We start from the raw sequence: 17911 nt of genomic DNA on the forward strand, positions 1-17911 counted from the left end.
GGTTCCTGATTGGAGGATGAAGAGAAATGCCAGGCTCGACACCGGCAAACTAAAGCGGCCCCGCATCGTGCGGGACGACGGGAGCCGGTGTGTCGAAGTGAATGCAGGGCCTTAAGTGATCGCACCGATCTGCCAGGGCACGAATTCGTTCTGGCCGTAGCCATGCTGTTCACTTTTGCTTTTGTCGCCTGAGGCGATGCGCAGCATCATGCGAAAGATGTATTCGCCGCGCTCCTCAATGGTCATGGTGCCGTCGGCAATCCCGCCGCAGTTGACGTCCATGTCTTCTTCCTGGGTTTCCCACAGACGGCTGTTGGTGGCGAGCTTGATCGACGGCGAGGGTGCACACCCATAAGCAGATCCGCGCCCCGTGGTGAAGGCAATCAGATTGGCGCCGCCGGCGACCTGGCCGGTGGCGGAGATCGGGTCATAGCCGGGGGTGTCCATGAACACCAGGCCGTGGGCCCTGACGGTTTCAGCGTATTCGTAGACGTCGACCAGATCGGTCGAGCCGGCCTTGGCCACGGCGCCGAGGGATTTTTCCAGGATGGTGGTCAGGCCACCGGCCTTGTTGCCCGCCGACGGGTTGTTGTTCAGCTCGGCATCCATGCGCTTGCAGTAGGCTTCCCACCAATGAATGCGCGCGATGAGTTTTTCACCCACTTGCTGGCTGACGGCGCGACGGGTCAGCAAGTGCTCGGCGCCGTAGACCTCCGGGGTTTCCGACAGGATCGCGGTGCCGCCGGCGGCCACCAGGCGGTCCACGGCATTGCCCAGTGCCGGGTTGGCGGTGATGCCCGAGTAACCGTCCGAACCACCGCATTGCAGGCCGATAATCAGGTGTTTGGCGCTGACCGGCTCACGCTTGACCTGGTTGGCTTCGGCCAGCAGCGACTTCACTTGAGCAATGCCACTGGCAATGGTCTTGGAGGTGCCACCGGTGCCCTGGATGGTAAATGTGCGCAACGAATCGCTGCTTTCAAGGCCCTGGGCCGCGAGCAACTCAGGGATCTGGTTGGTCTCGCACCCCAGCCCAATCAGCAGCACCGAGGCAAAGTTGGGGTGGACGGCATAACCGCCCAGTGTCCTGCGCAGCATGGCCAGTGCCTCGCCACCGGGGTCGACTGCGCAGCCAACGCCGTGGGTGAGTGCAACGACACCATCGACGTTGGGGTACTCGACCAGCGCTTCAGGATGAATGTCGCGGCGGAAGTAATCGGCAATCGCACGCGCCACCGTCGCCGAGCAATTGACCGAGGTCAGAATGCCGATGTAGTTGCGGGTCGCGACACGGCCATCGGCGCGCACGATGCCCATGAACGTCTCTGCGGTGGGCGCAGGACTGCCTTTGGCATCGACGCCGAAGGCATAGTCCCGAGAGAAATCGCCCATTGCGACGTTGTGAACGTGCACATGCTGTCCCGCTTCGATTGGCTGGCTCGCGAAGCCGATGATCTGCCCGTAGCGGCGCACGGGTTGGCCCACGTCGATATGGCGCGCAGCGACTTTGTGGCCGGAGGGCACCGGCTCAAGTACCTGGATGCCTTCGGCCTTGAGCTCCAGGCCCTTGATCAGCGGTTGCCGCGCGATCAATACATCGTCGAGCACATTGAGTCTGATCACGGCATTGGCAGCGGTCTCGCTGCCTGTTGTAGTTATGAGTTGCATGACGGTTGCCTCGGTTTTTCAGGGAGCGCTATGGAGTCGGGCAGGTCAGGCCAACCCACGCTCGCGATAATCAATCAGGCTGGAGAACAGCATCAATCCTGAAGCCATGACGACGAAGAAGATCAGCGCCAGGAAGTACGAGCCGGTGAATTGCACGATCAGGCCGATCAGGATAGGCACGATCACCCCGACCATATTGCCGCAGAAGTTCATGCTGCCGCCCAACACGCCGGCTTTGGACTGGCCGCCGAGAATGGCGGGCAGGCACCAGTACATGCCGCACCAGCGAATGAAAAACAGCGCGACACAGAGCAGCGAGATAACCACGACGGCATCACTGCTGTAGGCCACGGCGAGGATACAGATCGCGGCAATCGCGGCGGAGCCTGCGAACATGCTGCGCATGACCGTGTTGGGTTGGCCGCCGGCAGCCTTCCATTTATCCGACACCCAGCCACCAAACAGTTCGCCGATGAAGCCGCAGATGAAGATCAGGAAGGTGGCGCCGCCCATGGCCTTGATGTCGAGGTTATGGGCTTTGTGCAAGTAGCTTGGCATCCAGGTCAGCAGGCCGTAGAACACACTGTTGTAGCACGCGTACCCCGCGAACATGGCCAGTACCGAACGACTCTTGAGCAGGTCCTTGAGGATCGCCTTGCGCCCACCGGTGGCTTTTTTCGCGGCTTCGTTGGCATCGGTGATGTAGGCCAGCTCTGCAGCGTTGACTTTCGGGTGCTCACTGGGATGGTTCCTGATGTACCACCACGCCCATATGCCCACGACCATGGTGCCGACGCCCGCGATGACGAATGCGATCCGCCAGGAATCAAACCAGGTGATCAGCCCTGCGATCAGGATTGCGCCCAGTGCAGTGCCCAGCGGCGCGCCGCCATCAACCAGGGTGGCGCCGCGCCCGCGTTCATTGGGCGTCAGCCAGGCACCGTTGAGCTTGGCGCCGGCCGGCATGATCGGCGACTCCGCGACACCCAGGCCGATACGGGTGATGAGCAACGTGATCCAGTTGTGCGCGCCGCCCGCCAAGGCCTGGAACAGGCCCCAGCCGACCGTGGCAATGCCGACGATATTGCGCGTCTGGAAACGGTCGAGCAGCATGCCGCCGGGGATCTGCATCAGCGCGTACGACCAGAAGAATGCACTCAGCATCAACCCTTCAAGCGCCGGCGTCATGTTGAAATCAGCTGAAATCAGCGGCAGTGCAACCGACAGTGACGCCCGGTCGATGTAGTTGATAGCCGAGAGCAGCAGCAGGAGCAGGAAAATCCTCCAACGTACGGTGGTCGGGCGGGCGGTGATGGCGGGACTCGCTGTCGTAGCGGTAACGACCTGTGCATTGCCAGTGGTCATTTTCATCTCACTCTTATGTTTATTATGAAATGCAGCCTTGCTTGAGGCCCGATCAAGGGCCGCATCGGTCACAGCGTCTGTACTTCTCCAGTGCTGAAGGCGGATGCAACCACTTCGATGGTGTTGCACAGCGGTTCACCGAACTCACGCATGCTGACTTCGAAACGGTCGCCCGGCTGGGTCTTGATGTTATCGGCTACCGACAGGGTGGCGGTGCCGAAGAAGTGCACATGCACGTCACCTGGACGCAGGAACTGGGCGTACTTGAAGTGGTGGTACTCAAGGTTCTCCAGGCTGTGGCACATGTTGTCCTCGCCACTCAGGAACTCTTTCTCCCATAACACGGTGCCGTCGCGCCAGATCCGGCTGGTCCCCGCCAGGTGCCGGGGCAACTCGCCCACGCGCAGCTCTGGCCCATAGGAGCAGTTACGCAGCTTGGAGTGTGCCAGGTAGAGGTAATTGCGACGCTCCATGACATGGTCGGAGAACTCGTTGCCCAAGGCGAAGCCCAGGCGGTAGGGCTTGCCGTCTTCGCCGATCACGTAGAGGCCGGTCAGCTCTGGTTCTTCACCCGCATCTTCGGCGAAGTCCGGCGACTGGAAGGCCTGGTTCGGGCGTACCACAATGGAACCGTCGCCCTTGTAGAACCACTCCGGCTGGGCGCCCACCGTACCTGCCGCCGGACGGCCGCCGTCGAGGCCCCATTGGAACATTCTGGCGGTGTCGGTAAGTGCGGCTTTGTCATCGACCTTTTGCTGGTGCATCTGGTCGCGGGTGGAGGCGCTTCCCAGGTGGGTCAGGCCAGTGCCGCTGATCAGGCAGTGCGCGGGGTCTTCATGGTCGAGGGGCGGCAGGACTCGGCGGGCTTCCAGCACGTGGGTATAACCTTCAGGACCGAGGGTGGTGCCCCTGGCCTCGACTTCCTTGAGCAGGCTGCGACCATTGGCAATCGCGGCGAGGGCAAGCGTGCGGGTGCTGGATGCACCGTTGACGACTTGAATCGCGTCGCCTTCGACGACGCCGACTCCACGCTGGCCGGTGGAGTCTTCAAATTGGATTAATCGCATGGAGGAGCCTCAGCTTGTTGTTATCGTTGGGGCCACTTTAAATTTCCAGGCTGTTGCTGCCTAATGAGAGTTACGACCCGAGCGATAACTTTCAGGTATACCCATGCTTCCGTCCTTCTCATCCATCGTATCGCGCCTGAGGCTCAAGCAATTGCGCCTCTTGATTGCCCTCGACGAGCACGGCTCGGTGCGCAAGGCGTCGGAGATCATGGCGCTGTCTCAACCCGGTGCCACCAAGGCATTGCAGGAAATCGAAACCATCTTCGGCTCAAGCCTCTTCGAACGCACGAGCAAAGGTTTGGAAGCCAACGACCTTGGGCGCTGCGTGATTCGTTATGCGCGTTTGATTCACACCGACCTCGAGCACCTTCGCGAGGAAATGGTCGGCATTCTCAAGGGACACGGCGGACGCCTGGCGGTGGGCACGATCATGGGAGCCGTGCCGGCATTGGTGGAGAGCCTGGCGCGCCTTCGCGATAAACAGCCGGAGCTGTCGATTGCGATTGTCGAGGACACCAGCTCGCGGCTATTGAGCTTGCTGGATCAGGGGCGGTTGGATGTGGCGATCTGTCGAACCAGCGTCAGCCCACGCCCGACGGCTTATCAAACCCGTTTCCGCGCACAGGAACCGCTGGTCGTGGTGGCCAACCCGGGGCATCGACTGGCCAGCGCGCAGACGCTGCAACTCGCCGACCTCATGGACAGCCACTGGGTAGTCTTCCCGGTCAATATGCCCATGCGCCTGACATTGGAACGCGAGTTTCGCCAAGTGGGGTTGAGCTTCCCGCTGTACGCCATCGAGACCTCATCGACATTCACGACCTTGTCGCTGTTGCTCAAGGACCCGAACCTGGTCGCCGTCATGCCGAACGATGTGGCGCAAATGGCACTCGACCACGGCATGTTGGTCAAGCTGGCGTTGACCATTCAGTCGACCAGCGAGCCCTATGAAATCGTGACGCGGGCCGATGTGGAGTACACGGCGCCGATGGTTCTGTTGATTGAAGAACTCACCGGTGCAAGCGTGAGCCCAGCAGCAGGCGTTTGATAGGACTGAAGCGTCCCGTGTTCAAGTACCTGCACCGTTGAACATGCTCACCAGGCTGTGCGGTGCGTCGTCACCAAACAGCAACTCATGCAGTTCATTGCACTCTGCAGCCGTTTGCGCGCTGCGCGGGAACATCGCCTGTTCGTACGCATGCAGCGCGGCTTCGACGTCATCGGGGTGTGAGGCGATGGCTTTGCCGAGTTCGGCGCCATCGTACATGGCCAGGTTGGCACCTTCGCCATTCGGGGCTGCAAGGTGTGCGGCATCCCCCACCAGCGTCACGCCCGGCACTCGGTTCCAGTGGTGTTCAACCGGCAGCGTGTAGAGCGGGCGCCATACCAGTTCGGTGTCACTGTGGGTAATCAGTGCCGTGAGGGCAGGGGACCAGCCTGTGAATACCTGCGCGATCCGTGCTGCCGCTGTTGGCGTGTGAGTGAAATCGATGGCAGCAAACCATTCCTGGGGTGCGGTGATGGCAACATAGGTGTGCAGCGTGGAGCCCGCCTCACGGTGCGCCTGGATGCCTTTTGCGGGTTGCAGGGCGAACATCGCACCGCCCCCTACCGCCTGGGCGGTGGCGGGGTGGCGGGTGTCGCTGTCATACAGGTAGGTTTCAATGAACGAGCGGCCCATGTACTCGGGGACGGCGGTGCTGAGCAGCGGGCGGACTTTAGACCAGGCACCGTCGGCCCCCACCAGCAGGTCGGTGACAACGTGAGTGCCGTCGGCGAAGGTCACCTCATGGCGACCCGCGCCCAGGGCACGCACGCTATTGACCTTGTGGCCCCAGCGCACGGTACCGGCAGGCAGTGAATCGAGAAGCATCTTGCGTAGCTCGCCACGCATGACCTCGGGACGCCCGCCAGTGCCGTCGTCGGGTTGGTCCAACAGAACGGTGCCGTCCCAATCAAGCACTCGAGTCGCCTCGCGACCTTCCAGGACAAGGGCGCGGAATTCATCCGTCAGGCCCGCCGCCTGCAAAGCCAGTTGGCCGTTGTAGTCGTGGATGTCGAGCATCCCGCCTTGCGCGCGTGCGGTTGCCGACGGCTCGGCTTCATAGACCGTGGCGGCAATGCCGTGGACGTGCAGGACACGCGCCAGGATGAGGCCGCCCAGGCCAGCCCCGATGATTGTGACGCAGGTGTGCATAAGGTACCTGTTGGCTGTGAGAAAGGGGCCGGCGGCGCGGCATGTCCCGGCCATCGTTGGCCGGATATTTCTACCCTATTTTGCCGGCAGAAAGGGGTAGGCCTGCAACAAATGATTGTTCAGCCAAGCCGCGGGGCGCTACAGGTCAGGCGCCGTCATTCCAGCGGGGACGTGCAGCGCATCTCCGCAGCCCGCCAGCAATGCCAATCCATTCCTCGAAGGGCTGATAGGAATAGGCAAGCCTCACAGATGATCCGGCATAGGTCGGCAGCGGTGACTTGACTAACATCAGTACTCATCAACCGAGAGGCATGTCCATGAGCACTCACAAAACCCTGTTCATCACCGGTATCAGCAGCGGCTTTGGCAAGGCCCTCGCGACCGAGGCATTAGCGGCCGGTCACCGTGTGATCGGTACCGTGCGTAATGAGGCAGCCCTTGAAGCATTCGAGGCGTTGTCTGCCGAACGTGCCCACGGGGTGATTCTGGATGTCACCGACTTTGCGCGGATCGACAGCGTCGTCGCCGACATGGAGACCCGCTACGGCCCGGTGGACGTCCTGGTGAACAACGCAGGGTACGGCCACGAGGGGATTTTCGAAGAGTCGTCGCTGGAAGACATGCGCCGCCAGTTCGACGTCAACGTGTTCGGCGCAGTTGCCGTGACCAAGGCCTTTGTGCCGTATTTCCGCCAGCGTCGCCGCGGACACATCATCAACATCACGTCCATGGGCGGCACCATCACCATGCCTGGGATCGCCTACTACTGCGGCAGCAAATTCGCGCTCGAAGGCATCTCCGACACGCTGAGCAAGGAGCTCAAGCCGTTCAATATCTTCGTGACCGCCGTCGCGCCGGGCTCGTTTCGCACCGATTGGGCCGGCCGCTCCATGCAGCGTACGCCACGCAGCATTGCCGACTACGACGCCAGCTTTGATCCGGTGCGCCAGGCGCGCGAAGCCAAGAGCGGCCACCAACTGGGCGACCCGCAGAAGGCTGCGCACGCCATGCTGCAGTTGATCGCCAGCGACAATCCACCGGCCCACCTGCTGCTGGGCAGTGACGCGCTGGGATACGTGCGCGAAAAACTTGAGCAATCCCTGCGCGATATAAGTCACTGGGAGGCACTGACGCGTTCTACGGATGGTTAAAAAGCCGGGAATTGGCAAGGGAGGAGGGTGGTTGTCACCCAGCCGCCTGGCATAAGGCGCGTGTCTTCACCCTGGATGTCTCCTTTAGCTCTCATACCCAATGATTTTGGAGATTTCCGCTACGCACGATCGCATTGATCTGCTGCAAGTGACTCATGGACGCCAGAGCCAGGCTTGAGCCTTGGGGGGCATGGAGGGCAGCCTGAGCCAAGACTCTCTGCCGAAACTGGCTGAGCTGGGCAGGCGTCAGGTACTCGGCTTTGTCTTCCCTCTTACCCTTGATTCGGACCAGCACCTCTTCTGGTAGTTGAGTACTTTTAACTTCGCATCCGAGCAGTAAAGTGGCCAGATCTGCCAGGCTGCGCACTTCTATTTCCTTAAGTTTGCCGCCGTTTGCACCACCCGACAGTGGGTGATTCTGATTTTGGTATGAATAGAGCTTGGTGGCGTTGCCCGAGTGGTCATGAATAGGGTGGGAGGAAAGATTCCTGAGTTTTTCAAAACCAAACACTACCGGTATTACCGTGCCTTTATTGAGCAGGCTCAAATAAGGCGCTTTACCCTGCTCCAACGCCTCGCGTAGTTTGCAAGCCCACTGCGTATAAAGGACCTCCAGCGCTTTACCTTCGAGCACACAGTCGGGGGCGTTCTCGAACTTAAACGTTATGCTGCGAGGAAGTTTCACCGCGTTGACGCTTTGCTCAGGGGGCGCGGTGAGCAGCTTGCTGGCAGCACCGGAAACGATATAGGCATCATGCAGAAAGTTCTGCAGCCACGCGCTACCCTCAGCATCAATAGCCTGGGGATCTTTTATAGCGAGCGTCACCGGCTTGTAAGTCAGCGAAAGTGGCGAACCTCGATCCGTTGAGTGTGTGAGGATCTGGGTCAAACGGTGTTGCTGGGCGCGGGATGACGCGTTAGAGGGCACAATCCCGAGGCCTCGTGAGTAGGTACGGGCCTTGGTGCGCAGATTTTTACGGGTCGTGGCATCCGTGGCACTTTCAGGCGTTCGATCAGAGAAAAATACCCGACCATTCAACGACTGTGAGCCCCCCTTGGCATCATTGACACCGCCCTTGAGCGAGCCAGAGGTCAGTATTTCCAGGCCCCAGGGGGAACCATGCAGGGCTTCGGGCTTGATGTAGCCCAGAGGTGCAGTAGGGTTTAAGGATTGCAACAAGGCAATGCGCATGCGGGAGAGGCTGCGCTTGTCCAGGTCACGCATGCTCTCCAGCACATCGATAGGCGAGCGACGTTCGCTATCCAGCACGTCGGCGCGCCTGCCTTCGATGCGCGCTTGCAACACCTGCTTGCTATCGCCGCGGGCCACAGCAGCATGAATCGGGTCGTTAGTGTTGCAAATCATCAGCGGCGCTATCGAAGCGCTATTGCCGGGAGGAACACAACTCATACCATGGCTCCAAACTTATTCAGCGTGCAGCTTAGTGGCGTTGCTGTCCTTTCCAGTTCTATTACACCTATTGATATCCCTAGAGCGTTCAACATCTGATGTACGCGGGCATTTAGATGCCGCTGCATTTTCCCAACGACTCTTTTGATCGAATCGGTGTCAGGCACAAATGCCGCCCGTCTGGTGAGGGCGGCCTTGTCTCTGCGCTGGGTCGACGCTCAATTGCCTCTGTAGGTCGAGAAACCGTAGGGACTGAGCAGTAGCGGGATGTGGTAGTGCGCAAGGGTACCGTCCACTTCAAAAATGACCGGTACTTCGGGGAAGAAACTCGAGACTTTGTGAGCCTTGAACCACTCACCGGTTTTGAAGGTGACACGGTAGGTGCCTTTCTCCAGGGCCTTACCTTCCGGGTACAGGCCGGGAATACGTCCTTGATCGTTGGTTGCAGCGCTGTTGAGCAGGCTCCAGTTGTTGCCATCCTGTTTTTCCAGCGTGACATTGACGCCAGGGGACGGCAGACCATCTTGCAGGTTGAGTACATGCACGCTGAGCGGGTTCCCTGCCGCGAATGCCAGCGAAGAGGCGACACTCAATACAACGCCAGCGAACAACGATTTTAATCCAGTCATGAGGATGTCCTTAGTTTTTGACGGTAGGTAGAATTTTGTTGATCGCGGCTAATGCGCAACCTTCATCGGTTGCTGCACCACCGGCGCCGGCCACGCCTATGGCGCCAATGACTTGTCCTTCAAACAGCAATGGCACTCCGCCGCCTAGCAGCAATAGCTCATGCAGGGTGTTGAGGTTTTCCGCATCGGGGGTGCTGCGGGCACGCTCTGCCAATAGCCGTGTCGGGGTCTTGGTCGATAGGGCGGTATAGGCCTTGCGTTGGGCCGCCAATGTATTGTGTGGGCCAACGTTATCGTCACGCTGCAGGGCGACCAAATTGCCTCCTCGGTCGACAATTGCCGCTACACCTGTACGACCATCGGCATGACACGCTGCCAGCGCGGCATTCAGCAAATCATTGGCCATTGCCAGTGATACGTCGTTGCGCTGCACAACTTGATCCGCAGATGCAACCGCGAGCGCAGAGCTCATTGCGAGTGGCATCAGCAATAAGTTCGATAGGCTTGTCCGCATGCTTTTTCCTTTGTTTGGTCTGGCTGAGTCGTGGTCAGGCAGGATGACGCGTGCGGGCCGTCAGAATGATTGCCTGATGATTACCAAGATGTAATGTGCCAAAACGCTCAGGCGCGCTAGCCTATGCTCCAGTTCTGGAGGAAAAGATGCGTATCCTGGTTGTTGAAGATGAAGCGAAAACCGCGGATTACCTGCACAAAGCCCTGACTGAATCGGGCTACGTGGTAGAAGTCGCCCTGGATGGCCTGGAGGGCCAGTATCTGGCGCAGGAAAGTGAGTTCGACTTGATCATTCTGGACGTCATGCTGCCGCGCCTGGACGGCTGGCAACTGCTCCAGATCATTCGGCGCAAGTGGCAAACCCCGGTGCTTTTCCTGACCGCCAGGGATTCTGTGGAGGATCGGGTCAAAGGGCTCGAGTCAGGCGCCGATGATTACCTGGTCAAACCCTTTTCGTATGCCGAGTTGTTGGCGCGCGTACGTACGCTGCTGCGCAGGGGACCGCCCCGTGAAGTCGAGCAGTTCCTGGTTGCAGACCTGAGCCTGGACCTGTTGCGCCGCAAGGTCACGCGCCAGGGTGAACGGCTGACCCTGACCAACAAGGAGTTTGCCTTGTTGCACCTGCTGGTCAGTCGGGAAGGCGAGGTGCTATCTCGCTCCTCGATTGCTTCGCAGATCTGGCAGATGAACTTTGAAAGCGATACCAATGTGGTCGATGTCGCCATTCGGCGACTGCGCGCCAAGGTTGACGATCCTTACCCGCTCAAGTTGATACACACCGTGCGGGGCATCGGCTACATGCTTGAGGTGCAATCCTGAAACTGTTTCCGCGTACCCTGAGCTTGCGCTTGGCGATCATGTTCGCGTTGGTCAGCGCGTTGCTGCTGGGCTCCATCGGGTTTTATCTTTATCAGTCGTTACAGCGAGAGATCGCGTGGCGCGATGACCAGGCGCTGCTCGGGCGCCTGGAGCGCATGCAAGCACTGATCAACGACAGTGTCAGCGTCGAGCAACTCAGAAATCGGCCCAAGCTCTACGAAAACATGCTGGGCAATCGCGACAACCTGCTGTGGATTGTCGATGACACCGGCCAGGTACTGATCGAAATCAACCCCGTCAGCATGCGCTTGCCCACGTTACCGGCTGCGGCCCAGGCTCAGCTCGGTGACGGCGACTCTTCGGTGCCAGTGCGGCTTGCCTGGCAGCATGTCATGCAGGGTGGTCGCGGCTTGACGCTGATTGCCGGCAAGTTGTTGAGTGAGCGCGAGCAGATGCTGGCGGCTTACCGTCTCAAGCTCTGGCTCGCCCTGTCAGTCGGCGCGCTGCTGGCTTTTGTGCTCGGCGGGTGGGTCAGTCGGCGAGGCTTGCAGCCTGTGCGCAGGCTGGCTCAGCGCGCCGCCGCGATTGATGTGCAACATCTGCATCTGCGGCTGGACGAGTTCAACGAGCTGAGTGAGCTGCAAGTGCTCAGCCATGCGCTTAATCAAATGCTTGCACGTCTTGAAGACGGGTTCGCCCAGCTATCACGGTTCTCGGAAGACCTCGCCCACGAGATGCGTACGCCACTGAGCAACCTGATGGGGCATACCCAGCAAAGCTTGAGGCACAGCCGCTCCATCGAGGACTATCAGAACCTGCTGGTGTCGAACCAGGAAGAATATGAGCGTCTGGCGCGGATGATCGACAGTATGCTGTTCCTCGCACGGACCGAGCAGCCGCAAGCATCCGTGCAGGACGAACTCATCAACCTGCATGAACTGGTCGAGCAACTGTGTGAGTATTTCGAAGGCGTGGCGCAAGAACGCGACGTCACCCTGATTAATCAGGCCCATGGCGAGCTGCGTGCCGATCCGGCCTTGATCCGTCGAGCATTGGCTAACCTGGTGGCCAATGCCCTGCGCTACGGTTCTCCCGCGGCGGAGGTGATTATCCGCAGCGTGGTGCGCGAGGGTGGGGTCGAAGTCTCTGTGCACAACCAGGGCCCGCCCATTGGAGCAGAGCACCTACCGCGACTTTTTGAGCGCTTCTACCGGTGCGACCCATCACGCAATCAGCCGGATGATTCCGGGGGCCTGGGGTTGGCCATCGTGCATTCAATCATGCAGTTACATGGCGGCCGGGTGACCGTAGACAGCCGCTCATCAGGAACGAGCTTTCGCTTGGAGTTTCCTCGGCAAAACCCTCGCGTTGTCTGATTCAGCGTCTAACGACTAAGCCCAAAGAGAGAGGTGCTTTTCGCAGCGCCTCTTTTTTTGAGGCATCAACGACCAGCGGTCATCATAAAAAGTGGAACTCCCGCTCATCCCCACCGGTCAACTTTTCTGTCCCGATAAGACGCCTATTCCTCTGGTCGCCAGAGCAGTTGGCTTAATTTGAGTTTCCACTGACACGAAGGTTTATGAATCATGAAAAGTGAACAGGTAGAAGGTGTTGCAGAAAAGCTGACTGGCAAGGCACAAAGCGCCGTGGGAAAACTGTTCGGTGATTCGAAGCTGGAAGCCGAAGGCGCCGGACGCCAAGCGGCGGGTCAGCTGACCCAGACTTACGGCGACGCACTCGACAGCGTATCGACGTTCGTTAAAGAGAAGCCTGTTGCCGCACTGGCAATCGGTGCAGTAGCACTGCTGGTGCTTGACCGTCTCCTGCGGCGCTAAGCCAGGAGTAGGCCGTCAATAGCTTTCCAGAAACCTTCCCTCTGACTCTCCAGGGTTTCCCCGCAGGAGAGGGGGAGGGAGGTGATTCAGGCAGGCATCCACGCTGCTGATCTCGCTGGCTCGCCGCGTCGGCAGCCGCGTCGTAGAGGCCTCTAACGGCTGCGCTGGGTTCGTCAGCTGTGATTGATCATCCAGAACATCACAGCCTGTTCGCCAAGAGCTTTCGAACCTCGGCGATGATCAAGTCGATATTGAATGGCTTGGCCAATACAGCATCAAACAAATCTGATCTCTGCATGCCGATATGTGCCTGAGCACCGCTCATCAAGATAATCGGCAAATGGCCAGCGGACGGGAGGGCTCGGACAGCTGTGGCGAATTCCAGGCCATCCATGACCGGCATCATAAAGTCGGTAATGATCAAGGCTGGCTGTTCTCTATTGAGCACCTCGAGGCCTTTTTGACCATTGCTGGCGGTCACCACCATGAACCCCTCATCCTCCAGCGCGAAGCAGAGAATATCAGCGATCAAATACTCGTCGTCGACGACCAGGATGGTGGTCATGTTAATACAACCTGCTCAAAAGCTTAAAAAGTTGAACCGGGGCATGAATCAGTGGGGACTGAGGGTTCATGTCTTAAAGCCTTTTTCAGGAAAACATCATGATCACGGATGACGACCTCAAATCGAGAGGGATCGTAAGAGCTGTCTCTTACTTTAAGAATGGATAGCGTCCTGCTTAGTTCAGAGTGATTCTCAGAGAACCGCATCAGCATCAGATTGTCGACGATGCTGGACAGGTCAGAGTTCGGTGCACTGACCTCTGAGCCAAAAAGATCGCGCATTTCCCAGGACGCAAATACCGTAACGCCCCTGGATCGCAACTCGTTCATCAGCGCACTGAAGAAGTCAGTAATGCGCGCGGGATTTGTCGAGACCCGTGTCATACCGCTGAGGCTATCGATGAACAGACGCTTGATGCCCTTATCTTCAACGATACTCAGCAATCGTGCCCCCAGGCCATCCAGCAGGCCTTCGGTAGTCGGCTGCCAGGCAATACTCAGGGCGCCACTGTCTTCCATACCTTTGATATCGATACCCAGTGATTGGCCTTTAAGCCGCAACCGCTGTGGGCTCTCGTAGAAACCAAAATGCAGCCCCGGAGCCTCCACCGTCGATTCGGCCAGGAATTTGAGGCCCAGCGTGGTTTTGCCAATTCCTGATGGGCCAATGACCAGAGTCACACTGGAACTGTAAAGGCCTCCGCCCAATATGTCGTCCAGTGAGTCAATGCCACTGGCAATGCGCGTCATGTCGGCGCTGTCTGGGGCGGACGGGTGGCTGTAAAGACTTTCGAGTCGAGGGTAAACCACCAATCCGTTGTCGGTGATCTCACATTCATGAAGGCCTGTCATTGCCCCGCTGCCGCGAGTTTTACGCAGTTGAATACGGCGCACCGAGCGAGTGCCATATAGCTCTTCACCCATCTCAATCACGCCGTCTACCATCGTGTGCTCAGGGCTGCCGTCATCGAGTCGCGAACTGGTAAGAAACAGGACGGTGCAACCGGCGAAAGCCGCATGCCCTTGCAACTCTGAAATGAATTTCTTGGTGTCGATGTGCGAATCGGCTTTTGAGCGCGCATTGAGCAAGCCGTCAACTACCATCACGGTGGCCTTTTGGCGACTTATCTCGCGCCGAAGCAGCTTTACTACTTCATCCAGGCCTTCGTTTTCCAGGGTGTCAAAAGCACTGACAAATTGAATTTCGGCGCCAACTTTGGACGAGTCGAAAAAGCTCAGTGTAGAAAGAAACTGAAACAGGCGGTCATGTGACTCGGCCAGTAGCGTGGCGACCAGAACCCGGCCTCCATTGCTCGCATGATGGAATCCAAGTTGGTTGGCGAGGATCGTTTTTCCAGATCCCGGGCGCCCTTGGATTATGTATGAAGCGCCTGCGACCAGCCCTCCCTTGAGCAGAGCATCGAGCCCTTCGATTCCACTTTGGAGGCGTTTTAGCTTTTCCACGTTGCGACCCTGATCTGAAAAAACAGGCTGTTTAAGCCGAGTGAGGCGGAATGCTAACGCCATTTTCGTTCTGGGGCCATTCTCGGCTAAAGCATGGCTGACTTAGAGCGTTATATGGCCCATTCCAGCCGCCTTGAACTCGGACTTAGACTCTCTAAAGTCACGGCGAAATCAGCCTTGCTAGCAGATGACCCTTTAATCTCGCAGTGATTCAATTGCAGTTAGAGGTAGCGAGCGTTTGCGACAAGTGGAATGAAGTCAGGCAAAGCGTAGGAGGGGCGTTGAATTGGCCTGATCTTCATCACTCAGTTGGCTTCCTGCTCCCACTCTATAGAAAGGCTCGACGCAATCCTTGTCAGCTCATGTAACTCGCAGTCCTGGGTAATGAAGATGGCCACGGATCGACCTCCAGACTTTGTACGAAGTAGCCGTGGCGCGGAAAACGCTGTGCCGACTGTCTGCATCAGAAAATCCCTCTCTGGTGTACAGATCAGTGCTTTGCTTCTGAGCAGTTTTTCGCCGAGACAGCCGGTGACGTTTTCAAGCCAGTCGATGGCATCGCCCGGGTCTGGCTCATTTAGCTGAGCCTGGTATACGTGTATGCGTGGGTGAGCGGTGGCTTGAACGAGCTTGCGTTGGGGGAGGGCGTGATCAAGGGGGCGTAGGGTCGCGTTCAGAAAAGCGCGATGGCTCCTCTTGGCTTGCGATATCTCTTCGACAATGGTTGCGAACGGGTTGATTCGCTCCGCTGTTGCCATTGCAGTGCACAGTTCCTGCTGTGACGCTGAATCGATCTTGGTGAGCACTACAGTTTGGGCTGCACTAAGTTGAGCGGCTGCTGCATCGAACTGGGTGCTTAGTAAGGACGGTCTCGTGCAGTCGTAGGTGCAGATGATCGAAACGGCCATCTGCAGGTGGGCTAAGCCAGCCAGGGAGCGCACCACTTCTCCGGGCATGGACAGCCCGCTGCACTCCAGGATGATTCGTTCAAATGGCGGTAAATCCATCCGTGCCCTGGATTCAATTAGATGTTGCACCGTGGTGACCAAGTCATTGTTAAGGCTGCAGCAAACGCACCCATTGCTGAGTGTTTCGATGACCAGCCCATTGGTCGAATCGACGAGTACCGCGCCGTCGATGTTGACGGCACCGGCTTCGTTGACGATTACCGCTGTGCCGTTGCTGTCTTCTACGGTGTAGAGAAGCTGTTCCAGCAGGGTGGTTTTGCCGCTGCCCAGCGGGCCGGTCAAGATGAAGAAATCGATACCCTTTGCAGGAGAAATCATATCCGCCTCCTACAGGGTTGGCTTATGTTCGCCGTTCCAGGTTTCGTCAACCATCTCGCGGACATCGGCGAGCAGTTCCCCGGTATCAAAAATGACGCCGCCCTTGAGGGTGTAATCAAGGCAGCGCTTACGTTCGGCTACGTTGGTGTCATCGTTGAGTCGTACAGCGCCAGTCCCGTAAAGCAGCTTGAAGTCCGACAAGGGGTTCTGGTTATGAATGAGGATGTCGGCCTCTTTTCCGACCTCCAGGGTGCCAGTCTTGTGCTCAATACCCAATAGTTCGGCCCCTTGCAGGGTGGCAGCACGCAGCACCTCCTGTGGCGTGAATCCCGCCTCTTGTAGAAGCTCAAGCTCACGTACAAAGCCGAAGCCATAGACCTGGAACATGAATCCGGAATCGCTGCCTGGGCACACCCGACCCCCTCGGTTTTTGTACTCATTCAAGAACTGCATCCAGATCCTGAAGCTTTCCTTCCACTCCAGTTCATTCTTGGTTGACCAGCGAAAGAAGTAGGCGCCGTGCCCACCTCGTTGAGGCTGGAAGTAGTTCCAGGAGGTGCTGTCGGTGTACTCCTGATGCCAGTCAGCGCGACGAGCTCGCATTACGTCACGGTTACTGTCGTAGACATTCATCGTCGGAACAAAGGTGTGGCCTACCTCAAGGAATGCTTCGAGCACCTCATTCCACTTCTGGCTACCTGGTTTTGTTGCCTGCAGGAATGTTCTGCCGGCGGCGGCGAAGCGGATGTACTCGTCGTTGTAGTTGTAGTCGTCATCAATGAACTGAAGGGTACTTCCTTCCATCAGCGCTTCGGGGAGGCCGTAGGAATGCTCTGTGCTGGTCAGTCCCCACTTCGCTGTCTTGAGCGCGTTCATGCGGCCGACTGAAAGCTGGGCATGGTGACAGCAGGTTTTGAGACCGAGGTTTTGGCACTCGTCCAAAGCGGCTTCCATAATGGCGGGTGGAGAGCCAAAGAACTTCACACCACAGGCGCCTTTCTCGCGCACCTGGCGCAACCACTCACGTCCTTGCTCTGGGCTGTAGATCACCTTCAGGTAATCGTTCACAGCAGGGAAGTAGACGTACGGGTAGAGATTGGGCGCCCCGATGGTGTGATCAGCTGACGCACGTTGCTGCTCACATGTCCAGGCGAGCCCGTTCATGCAGCCGGCCTCTCGCACCGAGGTGACGCCATGGGCCAGCCAGAGCTTGTATACGTAATCGGCTGAAAGCATCTCACCGCTTTCTGCGTGAAAGGGTGTGCCGACGTGAGCGTGACAATCAATGAAACCTGGCGTAGCGAACTTGCCATGGCAGTCGATCTCGCGAACGCCTTCTGCGGGGCGACGGGCGGGGTTTATCGGCAGCCCGGGGACGCCAACCGCTGCGATTTCAGTGATGAGGCCATTTTCGATAACGATATCGGCAGGCCCCCAAGGTGGGGCACCGGTACCATCAATGACCGTGATGCCTCGAAGCACCAGGCGGGAGTATGGTCCATTGCCTCGCTCGTTGCTGGTGGCGGGTTTGACTTGGCCAAGGCCTTTCTTGGCGAAGCCGGCGACCATTTCTTCGCCTACCTCAATTGACGTAGCAGGGCTCGTCTTCACATAGCCTCCTATTGTTTTATTTACCGACCAGCGACGACTGTGTGGCGGGCCTGTTGGAGTTGAGCAGGGGCTCACAGCATTTTAGACGCTGATGTCGAGCCACTCAGGGGTGCGGGGTTACCACAGCACCCTAGGCAGATGGGCAGTAAGAAAGTCGGCCTGAATCGGGTGGTCTTTGTGACCTTTGCTCAGGCTCTACAGGGCCTATCTCAGCCATCTGATGGCGCGGCTTGGATGTATGGCTGGATGGTTGCCCTTACACCCATCCTATCCATGAATCCCCTGCATTTCTTAGTGTCTGGAGTCGAAGCGAGACGGTTAAATTCCGACT

The 17911-nt window shown here is 58.3% G+C and carries 16 protein-coding genes; 5 read left to right on the forward strand and 11 right to left on the reverse strand.

The genetic code is table 11. From position 1 onward, the window contains the following. Positions 1–111: 111 nt before the first annotated feature. From AC07OJ_RS03150 to araD1, 3 genes are all read right to left on the reverse strand, one after another. Complete coding sequence (locus AC07OJ_RS03150; protein ID WP_120448595.1) at positions 112–1668, reverse strand: UxaA family hydrolase; 1557 nt, start codon at positions 1666–1668, stop codon at positions 112–114. Positions 1669–1713: 45 nt separating this feature from the next. After that, positions 1714–3033 (reverse strand): MFS transporter, encoded by a 1320-nt coding sequence (locus AC07OJ_RS03155; RefSeq protein ID WP_065905300.1) that lies wholly within the window; start codon positions 3031–3033, stop codon positions 1714–1716. Positions 3034–3101: 68 nt separating this feature from the next. Next, entirely contained in the window at positions 3102–4100 is a 999-nt protein-coding gene (gene araD1 / locus AC07OJ_RS03160) for an AraD1 family protein (RefSeq protein ID WP_495093913.1), read from the reverse strand. 103 nt (positions 4101–4203) lie between these two features. Between araD1 and AC07OJ_RS03165 the strand changes: the two genes are divergently transcribed. Then, on the forward strand, positions 4204–5148 hold the full coding sequence (locus AC07OJ_RS03165; RefSeq protein ID WP_106803864.1) for a LysR family transcriptional regulator: 945 nt from the start codon (positions 4204–4206) through the stop codon (positions 5146–5148). 21 nt (positions 5149–5169) lie between these two features. Here AC07OJ_RS03165 and AC07OJ_RS03170 read toward each other — a convergent pair whose 3' ends face one another. Further along, positions 5170–6297 (reverse strand): FAD-dependent oxidoreductase, encoded by a 1128-nt coding sequence (locus AC07OJ_RS03170; RefSeq protein WP_495093914.1) that lies wholly within the window; start codon positions 6295–6297, stop codon positions 5170–5172. 317 nt (positions 6298–6614) lie between these two features. Between AC07OJ_RS03170 and AC07OJ_RS03175 the strand changes: the two genes are divergently transcribed. Beyond that, positions 6615–7448 carry an oxidoreductase gene (locus tag AC07OJ_RS03175; RefSeq protein ID WP_495093915.1) on the forward strand — a complete coding sequence of 278 codons (834 nt, stop codon included), beginning with the start codon at positions 6615–6617 and terminating at the stop codon, positions 7446–7448. A gap of 91 nt (positions 7449–7539) precedes the next feature. Here AC07OJ_RS03175 and AC07OJ_RS03180 read toward each other — a convergent pair whose 3' ends face one another. The 3 genes from AC07OJ_RS03180 to AC07OJ_RS03190 all read right to left on the reverse strand — a co-directional run bounded on the left by AC07OJ_RS03180 (position 7540) and on the right by AC07OJ_RS03190 (position 10002). Next, a complete protein-coding gene (locus AC07OJ_RS03180; RefSeq protein ID WP_495093916.1) occupies positions 7540–8859 on the reverse strand; it encodes an ankyrin repeat domain-containing protein in 1320 nt (439 codons plus the stop codon). Between the two features lie 218 nt (positions 8860–9077). After that, positions 9078–9488: a hydroxyisourate hydrolase gene (uraH, locus tag AC07OJ_RS03185; RefSeq protein WP_495093917.1), complete on the reverse strand. Its 411-nt coding sequence runs from the start codon at positions 9486–9488 to the stop codon at positions 9078–9080. Positions 9489–9498: 10 nt separating this feature from the next. After that, positions 9499–10002, reverse strand: a complete 504-nt coding sequence (locus tag AC07OJ_RS03190) for a GlcG/HbpS family heme-binding protein (protein WP_262133898.1) — start codon at positions 10000–10002, stop codon at positions 9499–9501. 146 nt (positions 10003–10148) lie between these two features. On the opposite strand from AC07OJ_RS03190, the gene AC07OJ_RS03195 reads away from it, so the two are divergent. The 3 genes from AC07OJ_RS03195 to AC07OJ_RS03205 all read left to right on the forward strand — a co-directional run bounded on the left by AC07OJ_RS03195 (position 10149) and on the right by AC07OJ_RS03205 (position 12655). Beyond that, on the forward strand, positions 10149–10820 hold the full coding sequence (locus AC07OJ_RS03195) for a heavy metal response regulator transcription factor (RefSeq protein ID WP_495093918.1): 672 nt from the start codon (positions 10149–10151) through the stop codon (positions 10818–10820). Continuing rightward, positions 10817–12196, forward strand: coding sequence for a heavy metal sensor histidine kinase (locus AC07OJ_RS03200; protein WP_495094262.1), 1380 nt, complete (start codon positions 10817–10819; stop codon positions 12194–12196). The genes AC07OJ_RS03195 and AC07OJ_RS03200 overlap by 4 nt, the downstream gene beginning before the upstream one ends. A 210-nt stretch (positions 12197–12406) precedes the next feature. Next, positions 12407–12655, forward strand: a complete 249-nt coding sequence (locus tag AC07OJ_RS03205; RefSeq protein ID WP_065905276.1) for a CsbD family protein — start codon at positions 12407–12409, stop codon at positions 12653–12655. 199 nt (positions 12656–12854) lie between these two features. On the opposite strand, the gene AC07OJ_RS03210 is transcribed toward AC07OJ_RS03205, so the two are convergent. The 4 genes from AC07OJ_RS03210 to AC07OJ_RS03225 form a co-directional block, all read right to left on the reverse strand. Beyond that, a complete protein-coding gene (locus tag AC07OJ_RS03210; protein WP_495093919.1) occupies positions 12855–13220 on the reverse strand; it encodes a response regulator in 366 nt (121 codons plus the stop codon). A 23-nt stretch (positions 13221–13243) separates the two neighbouring features. After that, positions 13244–14683, reverse strand: a complete 1440-nt coding sequence (locus AC07OJ_RS03215; protein WP_495094263.1) for an ATPase domain-containing protein — start codon at positions 14681–14683, stop codon at positions 13244–13246. Positions 14684–14988: 305 nt separating this feature from the next. Beyond that, positions 14989–15969, reverse strand: a complete 981-nt coding sequence (locus tag AC07OJ_RS03220; RefSeq protein WP_495093920.1) for a CobW family GTP-binding protein — start codon at positions 15967–15969, stop codon at positions 14989–14991. Positions 15970–15978: 9 nt separating this feature from the next. Beyond that, positions 15979–17580: an amidohydrolase family protein gene (locus AC07OJ_RS03225; RefSeq protein WP_495093921.1), complete on the reverse strand. Its 1602-nt coding sequence runs from the start codon at positions 17578–17580 to the stop codon at positions 15979–15981. Positions 17581–17911 lie beyond the last annotated feature (331 nt).

The sequence above is a fragment of the Pseudomonas sp. GW821-FHT09C08 genome (assembly GCF_059418125.1).

Excerpts from the sequence above, each read along its gene's own strand:
- AC07OJ_RS03150 (WP_120448595.1), bottom strand. The coding sequence starts at position 1,668 with ATGCAACTCATAACTACAACAGGCAGCGAGACCGCTGCCAATGCCGTG.
- AC07OJ_RS03155 (WP_065905300.1), bottom strand. The coding sequence starts at position 3,033 with ATGACCACTGGCAATGCACAGGTCGTTACCGCTACGACAGCGAGTCCC.
- araD1 (WP_495093913.1), bottom strand. The coding sequence starts at position 4,100 with ATGCGATTAATCCAATTTGAAGACTCCACCGGCCAGCGTGGAGTCGGC.
- AC07OJ_RS03165 (WP_106803864.1), top strand. The coding sequence starts at position 4,204 with ATGCTTCCGTCCTTCTCATCCATCGTATCGCGCCTGAGGCTCAAGCAA.
- AC07OJ_RS03170 (WP_495093914.1), bottom strand. The coding sequence starts at position 6,297 with ATGCACACCTGCGTCACAATCATCGGGGCTGGCCTGGGCGGCCTCATC.
- AC07OJ_RS03175 (WP_495093915.1), top strand. The coding sequence starts at position 6,615 with ATGAGCACTCACAAAACCCTGTTCATCACCGGTATCAGCAGCGGCTTT.
- AC07OJ_RS03180 (WP_495093916.1), bottom strand. The coding sequence starts at position 8,859 with ATGAGTTGTGTTCCTCCCGGCAATAGCGCTTCGATAGCGCCGCTGATG.
- uraH (WP_495093917.1), bottom strand. The coding sequence starts at position 9,488 with ATGACTGGATTAAAATCGTTGTTCGCTGGCGTTGTATTGAGTGTCGCC.
- AC07OJ_RS03190 (WP_262133898.1), bottom strand. The coding sequence starts at position 10,002 with ATGCGGACAAGCCTATCGAACTTATTGCTGATGCCACTCGCAATGAGC.
- AC07OJ_RS03195 (WP_495093918.1), top strand. The coding sequence starts at position 10,149 with ATGCGTATCCTGGTTGTTGAAGATGAAGCGAAAACCGCGGATTACCTG.
- AC07OJ_RS03205 (WP_065905276.1), top strand. The coding sequence starts at position 12,407 with ATGAAAAGTGAACAGGTAGAAGGTGTTGCAGAAAAGCTGACTGGCAAG.
- AC07OJ_RS03210 (WP_495093919.1), bottom strand. The coding sequence starts at position 13,220 with ATGACCACCATCCTGGTCGTCGACGACGAGTATTTGATCGCTGATATT.
- AC07OJ_RS03220 (WP_495093920.1), bottom strand. The coding sequence starts at position 15,969 with ATGATTTCTCCTGCAAAGGGTATCGATTTCTTCATCTTGACCGGCCCG.